At 65.0% G+C, this 16,375-nt stretch carries 12 protein-coding genes, 1 tRNA gene, 1 other RNA gene and 1 pseudogene; 6 read left to right on the top strand and 9 right to left on the bottom strand.

The annotated features are described in order from the left end of the window. The first annotated feature begins 157 nt into the window (after positions 1-157). Genes R0V12_RS06975 through R0V12_RS06960 form a run of 4 tightly spaced genes read left to right on the top strand, consistent with a single transcriptional unit; the run spans position 158 to position 4,561 of the window. The gene (locus R0V12_RS06975; protein ID WP_320072374.1) at positions 158-1,582 is read left to right on the top strand and encodes a hypothetical protein; all 1,425 of its coding nucleotides are present in this window, start codon (positions 158-160) and stop codon (positions 1,580-1,582) included. Between the two features lie 14 nt (positions 1,583-1,596). Further along, positions 1,597-2,589 (top strand): DNA polymerase III subunit epsilon, encoded by a 993-nt coding sequence (locus tag R0V12_RS06970; RefSeq protein ID WP_320072373.1) that lies wholly within the window; start codon positions 1,597-1,599, stop codon positions 2,587-2,589. A gap of 9 nt (positions 2,590-2,598) precedes the next feature. Further along, complete coding sequence (locus R0V12_RS06965; protein WP_071568134.1) at positions 2,599-3,858, top strand: Mur ligase family protein; 1,260 nt, start codon at positions 2,599-2,601, stop codon at positions 3,856-3,858. Continuing rightward, positions 3,851-4,561 carry a type 1 glutamine amidotransferase gene (locus tag R0V12_RS06960; protein WP_320072372.1) on the top strand — a complete coding sequence of 237 codons (711 nt, stop codon included), beginning with the start codon at positions 3,851-3,853 and terminating at the stop codon, positions 4,559-4,561. The genes R0V12_RS06965 and R0V12_RS06960 overlap by 8 nt, the downstream gene beginning before the upstream one ends. Before the next feature lie 204 nt (positions 4,562-4,765). On the opposite strand, the gene recR is transcribed toward R0V12_RS06960, so the two are convergent. The 6 genes and pseudogenes from recR to ffs all read right to left on the bottom strand — a co-directional run bounded on the left by recR (position 4,766) and on the right by ffs (position 9,960). Further along, positions 4,766-5,392, bottom strand: coding sequence for a recombination mediator RecR (gene recR / locus R0V12_RS06955; RefSeq protein WP_070363279.1), 627 nt, complete (start codon positions 5,390-5,392; stop codon positions 4,766-4,768). Positions 5,393-5,450: 58 nt separating this feature from the next. Continuing rightward, positions 5,451-5,828: a YbaB/EbfC family nucleoid-associated protein gene (locus R0V12_RS06950; protein ID WP_070363280.1), complete on the bottom strand. Its 378-nt coding sequence runs from the start codon at positions 5,826-5,828 to the stop codon at positions 5,451-5,453. A gap of 73 nt (positions 5,829-5,901) precedes the next feature. Next, positions 5,902-7,919: pseudogene (locus tag R0V12_RS06945) on the bottom strand (DNA polymerase III subunit gamma and tau). Positions 7,920-7,937: 18 nt separating this feature from the next. Beyond that, positions 7,938-8,510: a hypothetical protein gene (locus R0V12_RS06940; protein ID WP_256021929.1), complete on the bottom strand. Its 573-nt coding sequence runs from the start codon at positions 8,508-8,510 to the stop codon at positions 7,938-7,940. Next, positions 8,471-9,757 carry an aspartate aminotransferase type Ic gene (locus tag R0V12_RS06935; RefSeq protein ID WP_320072371.1) on the bottom strand — a complete coding sequence of 429 codons (1,287 nt, stop codon included), beginning with the start codon at positions 9,755-9,757 and terminating at the stop codon, positions 8,471-8,473. The genes R0V12_RS06940 and R0V12_RS06935 overlap by 40 nt, the downstream gene beginning before the upstream one ends. A 104-nt stretch (positions 9,758-9,861) precedes the next feature. After that, an RNA gene (ffs, locus tag R0V12_RS06930) (signal recognition particle sRNA small type) lies at positions 9,862-9,960 on the bottom strand. 114 nt (positions 9,961-10,074) lie between these two features. On the opposite strand from ffs, the gene R0V12_RS06925 reads away from it, so the two are divergent. Beyond that, positions 10,075-10,160: transfer RNA gene (locus R0V12_RS06925), tRNA-Ser, on the top strand. Between the two features lie 498 nt (positions 10,161-10,658). Here the strand turns inward: R0V12_RS06925 and R0V12_RS06920 are convergent. Both R0V12_RS06920 and gluQRS read right to left on the bottom strand, forming a co-directional pair. Continuing rightward, complete coding sequence (locus R0V12_RS06920; protein ID WP_320072370.1) at positions 10,659-14,237, bottom strand: YPDG domain-containing protein; 3,579 nt, start codon at positions 14,235-14,237, stop codon at positions 10,659-10,661. Positions 14,238-14,405: 168 nt separating this feature from the next. Then, positions 14,406-15,326 carry a tRNA glutamyl-Q(34) synthetase GluQRS gene (gene gluQRS, locus R0V12_RS06915; protein WP_320072369.1) on the bottom strand — a complete coding sequence of 307 codons (921 nt, stop codon included), beginning with the start codon at positions 15,324-15,326 and terminating at the stop codon, positions 14,406-14,408. On the opposite strand from gluQRS, the gene R0V12_RS06910 reads away from it, so the two are divergent. After that, the gene (locus R0V12_RS06910; protein ID WP_413774849.1) at positions 15,325-16,011 is read left to right on the top strand and encodes a queuosine precursor transporter; all 687 of its coding nucleotides are present in this window, start codon (positions 15,325-15,327) and stop codon (positions 16,009-16,011) included. The two genes, gluQRS and R0V12_RS06910, sit on opposite strands and share 2 nt — an antisense overlap. On the opposite strand, the gene R0V12_RS06905 is transcribed toward R0V12_RS06910, so the two are convergent. Beyond that, on the bottom strand, positions 16,008-16,337 hold the full coding sequence (locus tag R0V12_RS06905; protein ID WP_256005968.1) for a helix-turn-helix domain-containing protein: 330 nt from the start codon (positions 16,335-16,337) through the stop codon (positions 16,008-16,010). The two genes, R0V12_RS06910 and R0V12_RS06905, sit on opposite strands and share 4 nt — an antisense overlap. Between the last annotated feature and the right edge of the window lie 38 nt (positions 16,338-16,375).

Below are 16,375 nucleotides of genomic sequence, written 5' to 3'. Positions count from 1 at the left end.
TTACGCCTCTCTCAGCGTATAAGAATCCGCGCTGCGTACGACCGTGACGGGTCACACGTCTCCACAGGTCGACATGCGTTTACCCAGGTGCGCGCCTTATACTCATTGCTCGGAGATTTATCTACTGGCGAGGCAGCACCGGGTAAGGCAGGGCGAAATGGCAACAACATACGTGGTTCCAGACCACGGGCTTGGTGCTGTTCGCAACATCCCGGTGCACGAGGCAGAGCAAGAGCACATCATTCACCTGCTCGATTCCGCCGATACGGGCGTTGCGGACCTCGCGGCGCTGCTTATCCCGCGCGCTGAGGGCGGCGGGTTCGACATTCACTTCCAGGACTCGGTGCTCGGCAGCATGAGCGCCTCGGACGCGCGCGAGTACGCGGAGCTGTCCTGGATCGTGGAAGCCTCGATGATCCCGCAGGTCACGGTGCGCGCCACCCGCCTCGCGGACGGCTCCCTGCAAACCGTCCTTCGCCTGCCACGCCCCGGCCTGTGCATCCCCACCAACCAGCCCCCGACCGAGCCGTGGGTGTTTCTCGACGACACCCGCACCTACGACGTCTCCTTCCTCCCGGACGCGCAGGAAGCCCAGGAAGTTTCGGTGCTGGACCGGAAGCATTACCTGCTCACGCTGAGCGCCACTGAGGATGCCGCCGAAGATACTGTGCAGGTCGCGATTGGGGATCGGGCCGTCGGCACCCTGGTGGGGCCAGTGGCCACCGCGCTGCTGCCGACGCTGCAGTCCCTCAGCGAGCGTGGCCTGCTGGCGGTAGCTCACGGCTACCTCGCGCCGTTGGGCGGCAAGCCGTCGTTGAGCGTGACCGTTGGCCCACTCGCCCCGGACGTGCTTCCGCCCCTCTCCCCGATTCCGCCGGTGCAGGTCCACCCGCGCCACCCAGATACCTCGGCGATGTCGGCGACCACCGTGATCCCCGTGGTACGCCCAGAGGAGCTGGAAGACAGCGCCGACGCGGTGGCCAAGTCCGCCGCAGCGAAGGCTGATTCGGAGGAGTTCCCCGCCGTGGAGACCCCGGCGGACGAGAAGGCCCCGGAGGCGCAGCCGAAGAAGAACCAGCCGATCCACCCCATGCGCTGGGTAGCCGCTGTCATCGGCGCGCTGCTGATCGCACTGATCGGCTCGGTGGCGTTCAGCGAGCAGTGGAGCGGCTCGCCGGACACAGTTTCCACGTACATGACGGAGCCTGCGCACTCCCCGAGCAAGTCCGGCCAGAAGCCGGAACCTTCGAAGCGGTCGACGGAACAGACCACCGAAGAGACCACGCCGCCTTCTTCGGAGCCCGCGTCTGAGCCGGCCTCGGCGCCAGCCCCGGCGCAACAGGAACCGGCGTACCAGGTGCCAGCACAGCCGGCCCCGGTGTGGCAGGCTCCAGCCCCTGCGCCCGTGCCCGCTCCTGCGCCTGCACCAGCGCCTGTGCAGCAGCCCGCTCCCGTGCAGGAACAGCCCGCGCCGGCCCCTGCACCAGCGCCTGCCCCCGACTACCAGTACAATTTCGGCGGTCTACAGATCCAGTCGGACACGCCGCTCGGCGGGCCATTACACCGCGTGCAGTGGCCATAGCTACTATCTAAGTGATGACAACACCTGACCACGAGCTCTTTCCGTTCGTCGCGGTAAGCGCCCTTTCGACAAGCATCCACCCCTCCACGGGGCGTTTGCTCACCCTCGATGCGGTCACGTTCGACGAAAACGGCGAGGTCGGCGAGGACTTCCACGCCGTATTCAACCCGGTCAAAGACGCCGGCCCACGCCACCTGCACAACCTGGAGAAGAGCGACTTCGCCCAGGCGCCACGGTTCGCGCGGCACCTCAAGACACTCAACAAGCTTATCGACGGCCGCACCCTCATCGTGCTCGACAGCCCCACGGAGTGGGGGTACCTCGTCTCCGAGTCGCGCCGCGCCATGAACGCCGCCGCCCGCGCCAACCGCCAACGCGCGCGGAAGCACAACCGGCGCCGCCAGCGCGTCGGCCACATCCCGCGTCCCGAAGCAATCGTGGACATCCTCGGCAGTGCGCGCCGCCAGGGCCACATCCTCATCGACGAGCGACTCAACGCCGTGGCCAACCAAGTCGGCGTGCTCTCCGAACCGGCCACCGCCACCGTCGAACGCGCCAGCGTCCCCGAGGAGGAACTCTCCCGGGCGGCCACACTGAAGCTCGTCGCGGTGTACCTGCAGCTGCACGAAAACGGCACGCTGACCAGCATCGAACCGGAGGACCTCAAGGCGGACCGCTTCGGCCTGCAGCGCTCCGCACTGCGGGTGGACGCGCATAAGCGCGAAGGGGACGTCGATAATCCGGGCGTCTACACGGGTGCGGGCCTCAAGCCAGGCATGGAGATCTCCATCTCCGACGACATCGCCGTCGACCCCGACGAGCTCATCCAGGTCGCGCTCGACGCCGGGCTGAACTACCAAGAAAAGCTCACACGCACCGCCTCCCTCGTCGTATCCGACGCCCCCTCCCGCGGCGCCGAACTGCGAGGCAAAGCGATGCACGCGCACCGCAAAGACATCCCGGTGCTCAGCGCGCAGGAGTTTCTCCAGGCCGTAGCGCACGACTAACGTAGAGGCATGCTCTCACAACTGCGTACCTCTGTTGCGCTGGCCGCCGCGCAGGCCGCCACGTTCGCGTCGCGCGCCACCGGCCGCGGCGCCGGCGGCATGATCGGCGGGCTCGTTGCCAACGCGATCGACCCGAACATCATGGCAGGCCTGTCCAAAGGACGCCCGGCCGTGCTCGTGACGGGCACGAACGGCAAGTCCACCACCACAAAAATGCTGGTGGCGGCGCTGCGCTCCACCAGGACCGTGGCCACCAACGACGGCGGCGACAACATGGACGCCGGCATCATCTCCGCGCTCATGGCGGGCAAGGACGCCTCCACGATCGCCCTCGAGGTCGACGAGCTGCACGTCCCCCACGTCGCCGACCGGCTGCAGCCGAAGGCGTTCGTGCTGCTCAACCTGTCGCGCGACCAGCTGGACCGCGTCGGCGAGATCAACAAGATCGAGCGCGCCCTCCGCGGCGCCGTCAACGCACACCCGGAGGCCACCGTCATCGCTAACTGCGACGACGTGCTGATGACCTCCGTCGCCTGGGACCACCCCAACGTCATCTGGGTTTCCGCGGGCGCCGGCTGGCTCGGCGACTCCGTCACCAACCCCCGCAGCGGCGGCCACGTCGTACGCACCGAGGACGACTGGTACGCCGTCGAGCCCCTCCCCGACGGCTCTGAGTTTCGACGCCCCACCCCCACCTACGCCGTCACCGACGACGGCCTGCGCTGCCCGGATGGGGGCGTCGTCACGCTTGACCTGGCGCTGCCGGGGCGGGCCAACCGCGGCAACGCCGCACAGGCCGTAGCCTGCGCCGTCGACGTCTTCGGTGTACCACTCGCCTCCGCGCTCGCCGCCGTCGCCGACGTCCAAGACGTCGCAGGACGCTACTCCACCATCCACTTCGGCGACCACGAAGTCCGCCTCCTGCTGGCCAAGAATCCGGCAGGCTGGCAAGAGGCCCTCTCCATGGTGGACCGCACCGCCGACGGCCTCGTCATCGCCGTCAACGGCCAAGTCGCCGACGGCGAAGACCTCTCCTGGCTCTGGGACGTCAAGTTCGAAGACTTCCACGGCATCGCCGTCAAAGCCGCCGGCGAACGCGGCACCGACCTCGCCGTGCGCCTGCTCTACGCCGACATCGAACACGAACTGATCCACAACTGCGTCGACGCCATCCGCGCCTGCCCACCCGGCCGCGTCGAAGTGCTGGCCAACTACACCGCCTTCCGCGACCTCAAAAAGGACCTACACAAGGAGCTGGACCGTGACTAACACTTTGACCATCGGCCTGCTGCTGCCCGACGTACTCGGCACCTACGGCGACGACGGCAACGCACTCGTCCTGCGCCAACGCGCCCGCATGCGCGGCATCGACGCCCACATCCGGCCCATCCCCCTCACCGAGGACATCCCCTCCGACTGCGACATCTACACCCTCGGCGGCGGCGAAGACTCCGCCCAAATCATTGCGGCCTCCCGCCTGCAAGCATCCCCCGGCCTGCAGCGCGCCATCGACGCCGGCCGCCCCGTCTTCGCCGTCTGTGCCGGCATGCAGGTCCTCGGCCACAGCTTCACCGCCCACGGCGAAGAAGTCGCCGGCATCGGCGTCCTCGACGTCCGCACCTCCCCCATGTCGGAGCGCGCCATCGGGGAAGTCCAATCCCACCCACTTCTCGACGGCCTCTCCGCCCCCCTCACCGGATTCGAAAACCACATGGGCGGCACCACCCTCGGCCCCGACGCCTCCCCACTCGGCCAGGTGAAACGTGGCGTGGGCAACAACGGTTCTCGGGCTGGCGTTGAGGGCGTTGTGCAGGGCAGCGTCATCGCCACCTACATGCACGGCCCCGCCCTGGCCCGCAACCCCGAACTTGCCGACCTCCTCCTCGCCCGCGCCCTCGGCATCCACGCCCAGGAACTCACCCCACTCGCGTTGCCCGAGGTGGACCAGCTGCGCAAGGAGCGCCTCAGGTAGGTTGCCGCTAGCGCTCTAGGAGCCAGTGCCAAAGGACGCAATTCGTTCCGAGGAACTCGGGAAAAGCCCAGGTCGCAAATAAGCGGTTGCGTCCTTTGGCACTCGGCCCGGTTGGGGTGACACCAAATTCCCTCATTGGATTTTCGCGACCTGGGGAAACGCCTCAGCGCCTGCTCAGTGAGGGAATTTGGTGCACAGCACCTCCTACAACGTGAGCCGCCCGGAGAGCGCGCGGGAGAGGGTGAGCTCGTCGACGAACTCGAGGTCGCCGCCGAGCGGCATGCCGGAGGCCAGGCGGGAGACGGTCAGATCTGGGAAGTCCTTGAGCAGGCGGGCCAGGTAGGAGGCGGTGGCTTCGCCTTCGGTGTCGGGGTCGGTGGCGAGGATGACTTCGGTGATTTGGGGGGCGTCGTCGCCGTCGAGGTCGGGAAGGACGCCGCCGATGCGCTTCAGCAGGGGCGTGACGGCGAGGTCCTTGGGGCCCACGTTCGCAAGTGGGTCCAGTGCCCCACCGAGCACGTGGTAGCGGCCGTTGAACTCACCGGTCCGCTCGATGACCTGGATATCTTTGGCGTCTTCGACGACGCAGATGAGGTCTTTTTTGCGGCCGGAGTCGGCGCAGATGCGGCAGACCGCTTCGCGGGAGACGTTGTTGCAGATGCGGCAGAACGTCACGCCGTCGCGGACGCCGGCGAGGGCGGCGCGGAGTCGGTCGATATCTTCGGGCTCGGTTTGGAGGAGGTGGAAGGCGATCCGTTGCGCAGACTTGGGTCCGACGCCGGGGAGGCGCGAGAGCTCGTCGATAAGGTCTTGGAGCGGTCCTTCGAACATGGGGGTCCTTTACAACACAAAACGCCTGGCGAAGTGCCAGGCGTTCAAGCGGGTGGGTTTAGATGATGCCGCCGAACGGAATCTCACCAGGTGCAGGCTGCTGACCACCAGGAGCCTCCTGTGGCATTGCGCCGCCGGTCAGTGGGCCGATCTTCTCCTGTGCCAGCTCGCCGGCCTTGTTGTGGGCGTCGCGGTATGCGGCGAGGATGAGGTCCTGCAGCGTCTCGACGTCGTCGGCGTCAACAGCCTCCGGCTTGATCTGCAGGTCGGTGATCTCTGCGCCACCGGTCATGACGACGGTGACCAGGCCGCCGCCAGCGGTGCCGGTGACGGTGGTGCTGAGCAGCTCCTGCTGTGCCTGCTGCAGCGCCTGCTGCACCTCGGCTGCCTGGCGGATGAGTTCCTGCATGTCCTGAGGCATATTTGGCTGGGTCATGGTGCGTAACACCCTTTCGTGTCAGTGATTTTGTCTAATTTGCTCACCAGTGTACCCGGTGGTTCCTGAATGCTTACAAGGGCTTGGCTCCAAGTTCGCTGGCAAGCAGGTCCATGGCAACTTCGGTGGCGTCACGACGGTCGAAGGTCGCCGACTCGGCCTCGGCCTGGTCGACCATGTCGCGCTCTTCGTCCTCTTGGCTGTAGGGCTCGGGCGGCGGCGGTGGCGGTTCCCATCCGGCGTCTTCGTGGAATGGTTCGGGCGGCGGCGGGACTTCTTCGTGCTCGCGGCGCTCCTGTTGCGCGCTGCGTTGCCCGGCGGCTTTCGCTATCGCCCGCCAGTCAGTGGGCTGCTGCGCTGCGGGTTTTGGGGTTGCTTCACTTTTCGACGCCCCCTTCGCCCCTTTCGTGCCCACCACACAGCGCACGGCCACCTTGGTGCCAAGCGCTTCGGAGAACACCGCGACGATGTCCGCGTTGTTGTTGTCGGCGTTGAGGCGCTCCGCGAGGGCACCCGTGTTGTGTCCGATGAGCAGCGTGGGCTGGCCGTCTTCGTTGTCGAGGGAGAGCGGTTTTGCCTCGGCAAGCATGATTTCGGCGACCTGGTTGCGCTTGCCCACAGCTTGGCGCAGCTTCATCCAGTCACGCTGCACGCGTTCGAGGAGGTCTTCCGCAGGTGCTGGCTCTGGCTTCGGTGCCGGGGTTGGTTCCGGCTTCGGCGGCGTTGCGGGTTCCGCCGGCGGTTGCGGCACAGGCTTCGGCTCGGGCTTCGGCTCGGGCTTGTGCTCAGGCTTCGCTGCAGGCTCGGGCTTGGGCTCAGGCTTCGGCGTGTTCTGCGCCTTTCGGCGCTCCGCGATCCTGGCCGCAGCAGCCGCAGCGGCCGCGGCTCCCCCACCCTGCGAAGGAGTCTGCGACGGGCCGGCTGCGCAGGCTGGGCCGCCTGCGCAGGGGTAGCAGGCGCCGGTGCAGCTGAGGTAGCCGAGGAGACCGCCGGGCGGTCGCCCATCGTGAGCAGGTGCGCCATCATCACTTCCAACAACAGGCGCGGGGACGTCGCACCGCGGAGGTCGCCGATCCAATCGTTGACCTCGGTCGCGAGCGCGGCCAGCGTCGACGGGTGGAACTGTTGCGCTTCGGCGCGGAGTATTTCGGCGCGGTCGACGGGGGCGTCGACAAGCCCTTCGCCGAAGGCATCCGGCACGGTGACGATGAGCAGCAGGTCACGCAGCCGGTCCAGCAGGTCGAGGGCGAAACGGCGCGGCTCGTGGCCGGACTCGATCACCTTGTCGATGGTGTGGAACATCGCCGCGGCGTCCTTGGTGGCGAGGGCGTCGACGGCGGCGTCGAGAAGCGTGAGGTCCGTGACCCCGAGCAGCGGCAGCGCCATCTCGTAGGTCAGGCCGTCCGGGCAGGCGCCCGCCAACAGCTGATCCAGCACGGACAGCGTGTCGCGCGGCGACCCGCCGCCAGCGCGGATGACCAGCGGGTACACGTTCTCGTCGACGAACGCGCCCTCCTCCGCAACGATGTTTTCCAGCAGGTGGCGCATCGCCTGCGGGGTCAGCAGGCGGAACGGGTAGTTGTGGGTACGCGAGCGGATCGTGCCGAGGATCTTCTCCGGCTCGGTCGTCGCAAAGATGAAGATGAGGTGCTCTGGCGGCTCCTCCACAATCTTGAGCAGGGCGTTGTTGCCGGAGGGTGAAATCATGTGCGCCTCGTCGATGATGAAGACGCGGTAGCGGGACTCCGCAGGCGCGAACATGGCGCGTTCGCGCAGCTCACGCATGTCGTCGACACCGCCGTGGGAGGCGGCGTCGAGCTCCATCACGTCCAGGTTCCCGGTGCCACCAGGCGCCAGCGACACGCAGGACGCGCACTTGCCACACGGAGTGGATGTCGGCCCCTCAACGCAGTTCAACGAGCGCGCCAGGATGCGCGCCGAGGACGTCTTGCCACACCCCCGCGGCCCCGAAAACAGGTACGCATGGCTGATGCGCCCGTTGTCGAGAGCGTTCGATAACGGCACAGTCACCTGGTCTTGCCCAACCAGCTCACCAAACGTTGCAGGACGATATTTCCGGTACAGAGCCACGGCGCCAAGTGTAGACGATCAGCCCTCTTCCCGGCACCAATCTTTCACATCCACACCACGCCTGCGAAGACGCCGCTCCAGCACCGGATAGCCCTGCTCGGAGGCGATCCCGAACTCCTCATCGGTGAGCGCAATCAGCTCCAGAAGCAGCGTAATCCGGCCCGGCTCACGCACCAGCGGGGTGCCCTGCGCAAACACCTCCGGCTCCCGCAGCAGCCCATGCCGCACGGTGCCCGGCGCGTCGGCCAGCAGCCCCTCGAGCAGCACGCCAGGCTGCCCCGGCACTCCAAGGCGCTCAAGCTCGCGGGTCGCGTCCACGACGGCCTCGGCAAGCACCTGCTTCTCGACGTCCCCCACCGCCATCACCTCACACACCACTTTGGTGGCGTCATCGTCAGCCAGCACCAGACCCAAATCGGTGCCGCTGAACCCGGCGGTGACCGCCACGTTCGCACCGTTCAGTTCAGCGGTGGCGGCGGCGCGGGCGTCGATAAGCGAAAGCTGCATCCCCGGAAACACCGAGGCCAGCCAGGCGGCGAGGTCGTCACCCGTCATGCGCTGAGCTTCTCCACCGCCGCGAGCAGCACGCACGTGGCCACCCCGTCCATCGCCCGCGTGACATCCTCCAGTGGCGGCATCGACGGCGCTAGGCGAATATTGCGGTCGTTCGGGTCCTCCCCCTTCGGGAACGCCGACCCCGCCTTCGTCAGGCTGATGCCGGCCTGCTTCGCCAACTCCCACACGCGAGTCGCGGTCCCGTCCATCACGTCCAGGGAGATGAAGTAGCCGCCCCTCGGCTCCGACCAGGTCGCCACGCCCGTGCCCCCGAGCCGGTTCTCCAGCACCTCAAGCACAGCCTCAAACTTCGGCGCCAGCGACTCAGCATGCTTCCGCATCACCTCACGCACACCATTCGCGTCCTTGAAGTACATCGCGTGCGCCAACTGGTTCACCTTGTTCGGGCCGATGCCTCGCACATTCGCGATCGACTCATACCACTCCAGGTTCTCCTCCGACGAGGCAAAGAACGCCACACCCGAGCCCGCGTGCGTAATTTTCGACGTCGACGACATGTACCAGAACCGGTTCGGGTTACCCGCCTTCGCCGACAGCGCAAGCACGTCCGCGTTCACCGGGAACGTATCCGTCAGCGTGTGTACCGCGTACGCGTTGTCCCACACAATGCGGAAGTCCGGCGCGGCCGTCTCCATCGCCGCCAGGCGCTCGATAGTCGCCTGCGAGTACACCGCGCCCGTCGGGTTAGAAAACACCGGCACGCACCACATGCCCTTCACGGCAGGGTCCTTCACCAGTTCCTCCACGACGTCCATGTCGGGGCCGTCCTCCAGCAGCGGGACAGTGATCATTTCGAAGCCGAAGCGCTCCGTAATCGTGAAGTGGCGGTCATAGCCGGGCACTGGGCACAGCCACTTAATCGCGTGCTCGCGCTGCTCATCCGCCCACGGCCGCGGCGAATCATTCGTCCCAAACGTGTACGCCCAGGACACCAGGTCAAACATAATATTTAGCGACGACGAGTCTCCCGCCACCAACAGCTTCGGGTCAATGCCGAGCGCCTCGGCCCACAACTCACGCAACTGCAAAATGCCCGTCAGGCCGCCGTAATTACGCACGTCCACACCCGAGGCGTCACGGTGATTCCCCACACCCGGCAGGGCCAACAGGTCGTCCGCCAAGTCCAACTGGCGCGCCGAGGGCTTCCCCCTCGTGAGATCCAACGCCATGTTGGTCTCCTCCAGCTGCTTGTACTGCTCACGCAACTCAGCAGCCAGGCTTGCAAGCTGCTCAGCATCTAGTTCTTTCAACGGGGTGTTCAATGTCTTGGTGTCCTATTCGAGTACGTCGGCGTATCTACTAACGACCCATCATCGTACTAGCGACACCCCACCCCGCGCGACGGTTTTTCCCCAGTTTTACCCCATAAAAAAGGGGACCTCACGCACCTGCCAGCGCCCGCTTACCCTTGCTGCGTTCCCGCCCTGGGGGAGTTCACGAGATGAGCACCGCGTGAGATCCTGCAGAACACTCTAGCCTGAAGCTTTAGGCGTTGCAAAACATTGACTGCGCAGGCGTTTTGTCGGAACCTGGGGGGATGGGTTAAAGTAGTCCCTCGACGCATGATGTGTCGCAACTAGGAGGATTCGACTAGCGGCCTATGTCACACGCCTGGAACGCGTGCGGGTTTCACGACCCTCGTGGGTTCAAATCCCACATCCTCCGCGCTATTCAGACAGCGCATCCGGTTGAAGTTTTTCGCCGGGTGCGCTGTTTTTGTATTTGCATTGGGCTTGCTGTGCACCACATTCCCTGTTTTTCGGAGTGGTGCCCGAGCATTTCCCCAGGTCGCGCTCGCTTCGTGAGGGAATGTGGTGCACTACCCATCGCCCGAGTGCCAAAGGACGCAACCCACTTTTCACGACCTGGGCTTTTACCCCCTCCCCCAACAAAAACTGCGTCCTTTGGCACTTGCACCACGCACGGAGACACCAAATTCCCCCACCGGCTGCCAGTGACCTTGACTTTTCCAATCCGTCCCGCGAAAACCCAGGAATGTGGTGCGCGAGGAGGGTAGTTGCGCACCAAAATCCGGCATTTTGAAAAGTCGCCAAGGCATTTCCCCAGGTCGCACCGACCGTATGAGGGAATTTGGTGCGCGGGTCCAGCATGCGCAAAACCCCGCGACCCAACTCACAGGTCGCGGGGTTTTATACAGAGGAGCTACTTGTTCTCTGTAGTGGTCGGCTCAGCCGAGGTCGTGGCTGGTGCCGTCGTGGGAGCTGCCGTCGAGGTCGTGGCAGTTGCCGTGGTCGATGGCTTCCGGCCGAGGAAGTCGCCGAGCGAGGAGCCCTCGTTGGAGCTCTGCTGGATCTTGTTGGCTGCGCCGTTCTCGCCTGGGGCACACAGGGAGAGCAGGCCGGCCAGGGCACCAATGCCGAGCGTGACCGCTGCGATGGCGCCGAGGGCTTCGGTGGCCTGCGGGCCGAACTTGGCGTTCAGGCGGGCGGCTTCAACGTCGAGCTGCTTCAGGAAGTCAGGTCGGTTGTCGCCGAAGTTGCCGAACGGGTTCGGGATGTTCATCTGCTCGGAGACACGGCGTGCGGAGGCGCTGATCTCTGGGCCCATTGCGGCGATGAGTGGCGCGCCGACGGCGGCTGCCAACCCGAGCGGGATGAGCCACAGGAGTGGTCCGCCGTGGGAGGACATGTCGGCGAAGCAGCGCTGCAGGTCATCGGTCGAGCTCTTGCCTGGGGTCTTCGGCTGGTCTTCACCCTGGACAACGACGTGGACGGTGACGTCGCCTTCGCGGCCTGGGATCGTGATGTCGAAGCCCTTGGGGTCCGGGGTTCGCTCAGCTGGTGGGACGATGATGACCTTGTCGCCCTCGCGCTGAGCGGTCCAGCCGTCGGGGAGTTTGAGGTCGCCGATGTTGGCACCTGGCACGTGGACCTCAACGTGCGATGTGCCCGGTTTGACCTCAATGGTCGGAGGGGTGTTACCTGCGGAGGTTGACGGGGTATCACCAGTGACGGTAACGACGGCCGGGCGGGTGACGGTCTTACCGCCTGGGTAGGTGACCTCTACTGGGACGACGACCTGCTCGCCTGGTTTGGCGTCGGCAGGTGGCGTGACGGAAACTGAGCCGCCGTCGTTGATGGTGACGCTCCAGCCTTCCGGCGCCTTCCAGCCGTCGACGATCTTGAAGGTCGCGCCGTCAGGCTGCGTGCTTGGCGGCACGACAACGGTGACGCCGCCCTTGGTACGGCCAGGGTTGTAGTCGACTGGTGGCTGGCCTTCGGGGGTGTCGGCGTCGTCAACAACCAGGATGGTTGCTGGGCGCGTGACCTTCTGGCCGCCTGGGTAGGTGATGTCGACTGGGACGACGGTGTAGTCGCCGGACTTGGCGTCGGCAGGCGGGGTGGCGGTGACGCCGCCGTCTTCGCCGACGGTGACCTTCCAGCCCTTCGGCGCCTTGTACTCAGGCGAGATGACGAAGGTGGTGCCGCCCGGCGCGCGTGGCGTCGGGTTGACGGTCACGGTCTGGTTCGGCTTGGTCTGCTTCGGGGCGTAGTTCTGGTCGGGGGCGGACGGGGTGGCCGGGTTCGGGTCGACGGGTGCGGCCGGGTCGTCGATGACGGTCACGACGATTGGGCGCGTGATGCTGTTGCCGTTCGGGTCGGTGACCTGTACGTTAATCACGCCGAAGTCGCCTGGCTTGGCGTCGGCAGGCGGGGTGACGTGCGCGACACCGGTGTTTTTGTCGATGTTGATGGTCCAGCCTTCGGGGATGTCCTTCTGCTCGACAACGTAGGTGGAGCCCTCGGTGCCGCCCTTAGGGGTGACAACTACGACGGTGCCCGGCTTGGTCGGCTTCGGTGGGAACTGGACGTCGTTGGTGCCCTTGGGGGCGTCGTCGACAACTACGACGACCGCTGGGCGAGTGATCGAGGAACCATCCGGGTAGGTGATCTGGACAGGCACGACAATGCGGTCGCCTGGCTTGGCATCGGCCGGCGGGGTCGCGGTGACGGAGCCGTCCTCACCGACGTTGACCTTCCAGCCCTTCGGTGCCTCGTAGGCGTCGTGGATGGTGAACGTGGTGCCCTTCGGCGCATCAGCGCTGAACTCTGGGGCGTCCACGGTGACCTCGACACCTGGGCGGGTGGTTTCCGCCAGGTAGTACGCGTCTGGGTTCTGCGCCTGCGGCGGCGCGCTGACGATGACGGTGCCCGGTACGACCTTGGTGGAGCCGTCTGGGAAGGTCACCTCAACGTTGATGGTCTTCGTTTCGCCGTCGCGGGCGTTCGCCGGCGGCGTTGCGGTGATCTCGCCGGTGCGCTTATCGACGCCCACCGTCCAATCACCGAGCTGCTGGTCAGGGGCGATCTTGAAGGTCGTGTCGGCCGGCAGCTCCTGGTCACGGACCTGCGGCAGCGTCACTGTGACGGATGGGCGGGTAATCACCACGTCGTAGCCAGGGGTGTGCTCCTGCGCCAGGGTCGTGTCAACGCCGACCACGGACTCCAGCACGTCGTGGGATCCGTCTGGGTAGGTGGCCTTGACCTGCACGGTCACGGTGTCTTCCAGGCGCGCGCTCATCGGCGCGGTGACCTTGAGCGCGTTGCTGCCCTCTTCCAGAGTGACGTCCCATGGGCGAGCCTCGCTGCTTGGGGTAGCGCCGATAACCTCGAAGGTGGTGCCGTCAGGGTACTTCGGGCTGCCCGGCTTCAGCGCGACGGTTGCCGTCTTGCCCGGGGAGGTCTTCTCGTTGCCGTAGCTTGGGGCCCACTGCTGGGTCTTGAGCTGGAACGTTTCGCCGATCTTGGCGTTGTCCTTGTACTTCTGCAGGTTGAGCTGGTCGGAGCCGTCGCGCGGGGTGGCGTATACCTCAACCTGGAGTACCTCCGGCTTCTCGTTGTCGATTTCGCCGGTCCCGCCGACAGGCAGGGTGACATGCACGCGGCCATCCTTATCGACGCGCGCATTCGCGCCCTCGACAGCCTTACCGTTTCGCGTCACGACAGCAATCACACGAGCGTAATCTTCTCCAGCACCGTTGGTGACCTGGATGTTCGTCGCAAACTCCTTGCCGTTCGCGGTGACAACCGGCACCTCGTCCTGAGCCGCCTGCAGCGGGAAGCACTGCGCGTTCTCTGCCGGGACCGGCAGCAGGTCAACCTCGGCGATGTTGCGGGCTTCGAAGCCCAGGCGGTTCGGGAAGTTCTCGTAGCCGTTGCCTACGCTTCGGGCGACCCACGCGAACGTGCGTGTCTCGCCTTCCTTGATGTCCTTCACGTCCTCGAGGGTGACCTTCGCGGACACCACCGGGGAGCCTTCCGAAAGGTGCAGCTCGACCGGCTCAACGTGCGCGGTGCCGGTGACCTTCAGGTCCATATTGGTGGTGCTATCCTCGCCGGAACGCACCGCTCCTGGGATAGTCTCCCCTACAGACACCGCCGAAAGGGTGAAGGTCTCCTCGAAATCAGAGATGCCGGTCTGGTTCATGCGCAGCTCGGAAACCATCGAGTCCACAGCGTGCTCACCGTCGCCGTGGAGGCTGACCCAGTAGTACACCTCAACCTGGCCCTGCTCGTTGACAACGCGGGTGCCCGTCTCAAACGAGCCCTCGTTCGGCGTAGTCACGGCACCAACGTGCTGGTGCGGGAACAAGGTGTTCGCGCTCAGCACGTCGTGGCATCGGTTCTCCTCGGCGCTCTGCGCGTCCACCTGTGGCACCACGAGCGCGGACGCCCCCAGCGCCAGCGCCACCACAGTGGCTGACATTCTACGATTTCGCATTCTGAAACTCCCCTCAAAGGCAACTGTGTGTTATTTGTGCTATCCATTCATCATGAACGGTTTTTAAGAAGTTTCAAGTACTTTTGACAGTTTATTTTCAGCGAATGCCCGGACCTGCACAGTTGTCGTCAAAATATTTGCATCACATGAATGTTATTCAACCAGCGGTTACCCCCGCTCGGGTGTATTTGTCCAGACGAAAGGATCCGCTGAGAGCCTCTCAGGGTCAAAGCGCTCAAGGATCTCCTGCGCCGTCACAGCGCCTGCGCACCCAATCGATTCTGCAAGCGCCCGCACCACGCCATCCACCCCAATGCGCTGCGACATCTCCGCAAACGTCACCGCCCCATCACGCTTCGCCAACCGCTTGCCCTCCGCGTTGAGCACCAGCGGCACGTGCACATACTCTGGCTCCTGCCCGCCCAACAGGTGCGTCATGTACGCCTGCGCCGGCGCTGACATCAACAGGTCATCCCCGCGAACCACCTGGTCAACCCCCTGATCCACGTCGTCGACGACCACCGCCAAGTTATACGCCCAATCCCCCGCCTGCGCCTGCGCAAGGTTTCCGCCCCGGCGCACCACCACGTCATCGACAGGCCCGGTCACCTCCCCAGCAAAGAAGTCCCGGACCGTCCACTCCCTCACATCAGCACGCAGGCGGAGGGCAGGCATGCGGCCCTGTTGCGAAAGCTGGTGGCGTCGAAAAGCTCGCTGCTCCTCGCTCAAGTCCCTGCATGTACCTGGGTACAGCCCAGGCTGCGCGTGCGGCGCACTTGCCGCCTCCCGAATCTCCCGACGCGTGCAGTAGCACTCATACACCGGCAGCTGCGACAACGCCGCCTCATACAGCGCCGAACGCTGCGACTGCCACACCACCGGCGGATCAAAATCAAGCCCCAGCGCCAGCAAGTCCCCTATTTGACGACGCCCCGCCTCCTCCGACGAACGCTCCGAATCAACATCTTCCACCCGCAACCAAAAACGCCGCCCACTCTGACGCGCGAACAACCACGCCAGCAACGCCGTCCGCAAATTACCGAAATGGAGATCCCCACTCGGAGAAGGTGCATACCGTCCAGCATTCATGTGTATAGGATATGTAGCCGTGACAAACCAAGAAACTTTTGCGCGATCGCTTTACCCTGTACTGGTATCTGTGTTCTGCGCCGTCTTCCTCATTTCCAACATCACAGCACAGAAGGGAGTCGCCCTCGGACCATTCATCACCGACGGCGCCTTCTTCCTCTTCCCACTTGCATACGTCCTCGGCGACGTACTCGCCGAAGTCTACGGGTTCAAAGCCGCCCGCCGGGCGATCTTCACCGGGTTCGGCATCGCCATCCTGGCCGTCGTGTCCTTCTACATCGCCATCTGGCTCCCCGGCGCCGACTTCTACGACATGCAAGAACCCTTCTCGACGATCCTCGGCCTCATGCCGCGCATCGTCATGGCATCCCTGGCAGGCTACATCGCAGGCCAGCTGCTCAACGCGTGGGTGTTGCAGAAAATGAAAGACCGGTTCGGACACGAGCGCCTGTGGGCACGCCTCATCGGCTCCACCATCGTCGGCGAGTTCGCCGATACCCTCCTGTTCTGCGCCATCGCAGCGGCGGTCATCGGCATCGAAACGCCAGGTCAATTCATCAACTACGTCGTCGTCGGCTTCCTGTGGAAGACCCTGCTCGAAGTCGTCCTCCTCCCAATCACGTACCCGACCATCGCGTGGGTGCGCCGCCGCGAGCAGGAACTACACGCAGAGCTGCGAAGCTAACGCCCAGAGCCAGCGCTAGGAGCTGGCTCGAACACCAATCTGAGATCAAGGGCCGCAAGCACTTTGAGCAAAGTGTCAACAGTCGGGTTACCAAGCCCGTTTTCAATGCGGCTCAACTCGGCTTGCTGGATCCCAGCGGAATCTGCAACCTCTTGCTGCGTTGCGTCGCGTTCTTTCCTCGCGGTCATCAGGGCAGCACCCACTGCCCTTCGGTCTGCAATCTCGGAAGCAAACGCACGAGCAGCAGCATCTCGCACGATCTCAGCAGCTGGTGAAGCTGCTTCCCGATACGGTTTTACGAATTCTTCAAATGCTGTAGTCCCCATTCCCACACCTTTCATCCGCTGATTCAATACCCCTGATC

Source organism: Corynebacterium sp. UMB2355A (assembly GCF_033877495.1).
Lineage (GTDB): Bacteria > Actinomycetota > Actinomycetes > Mycobacteriales > Mycobacteriaceae > Corynebacterium > Corynebacterium pseudogenitalium.
Note: the sequence above shows the minus strand (reverse complement) of the source record. Positions and strands in the feature narration are given on the sequence as shown.

Excerpts from the sequence above, each read along its gene's own strand:
- R0V12_RS06970 (WP_320072373.1), top strand. The coding sequence starts at position 1,597 with ATGACAACACCTGACCACGAGCTCTTTCCGTTCGTCGCGGTAAGCGCC.
- R0V12_RS06920 (WP_320072370.1), bottom strand. The coding sequence starts at position 14,237 with ATGCGAAATCGTAGAATGTCAGCCACTGTGGTGGCGCTGGCGCTGGGG.
- R0V12_RS06950 (WP_070363280.1), bottom strand. The coding sequence starts at position 5,828 with ATGACCCAGCCAAATATGCCTCAGGACATGCAGGAACTCATCCGCCAG.
- recR (WP_070363279.1), bottom strand. The coding sequence starts at position 5,392 with ATGTTCGAAGGACCGCTCCAAGACCTTATCGACGAGCTCTCGCGCCTC.
- R0V12_RS06965 (WP_071568134.1), top strand. The coding sequence starts at position 2,599 with ATGCTCTCACAACTGCGTACCTCTGTTGCGCTGGCCGCCGCGCAGGCC.
- R0V12_RS06910 (WP_413774849.1), top strand. The coding sequence starts at position 15,325 with ATGTGTATAGGATATGTAGCCGTGACAAACCAAGAAACTTTTGCGCGA.
- R0V12_RS06975 (WP_320072374.1), top strand. The coding sequence starts at position 158 with ATGGCAACAACATACGTGGTTCCAGACCACGGGCTTGGTGCTGTTCGC.
- gluQRS (WP_320072369.1), bottom strand. The coding sequence starts at position 15,326 with ATGAATGCTGGACGGTATGCACCTTCTCCGAGTGGGGATCTCCATTTC.
- R0V12_RS06905 (WP_256005968.1), bottom strand. The coding sequence starts at position 16,337 with ATGGGGACTACAGCATTTGAAGAATTCGTAAAACCGTATCGGGAAGCA.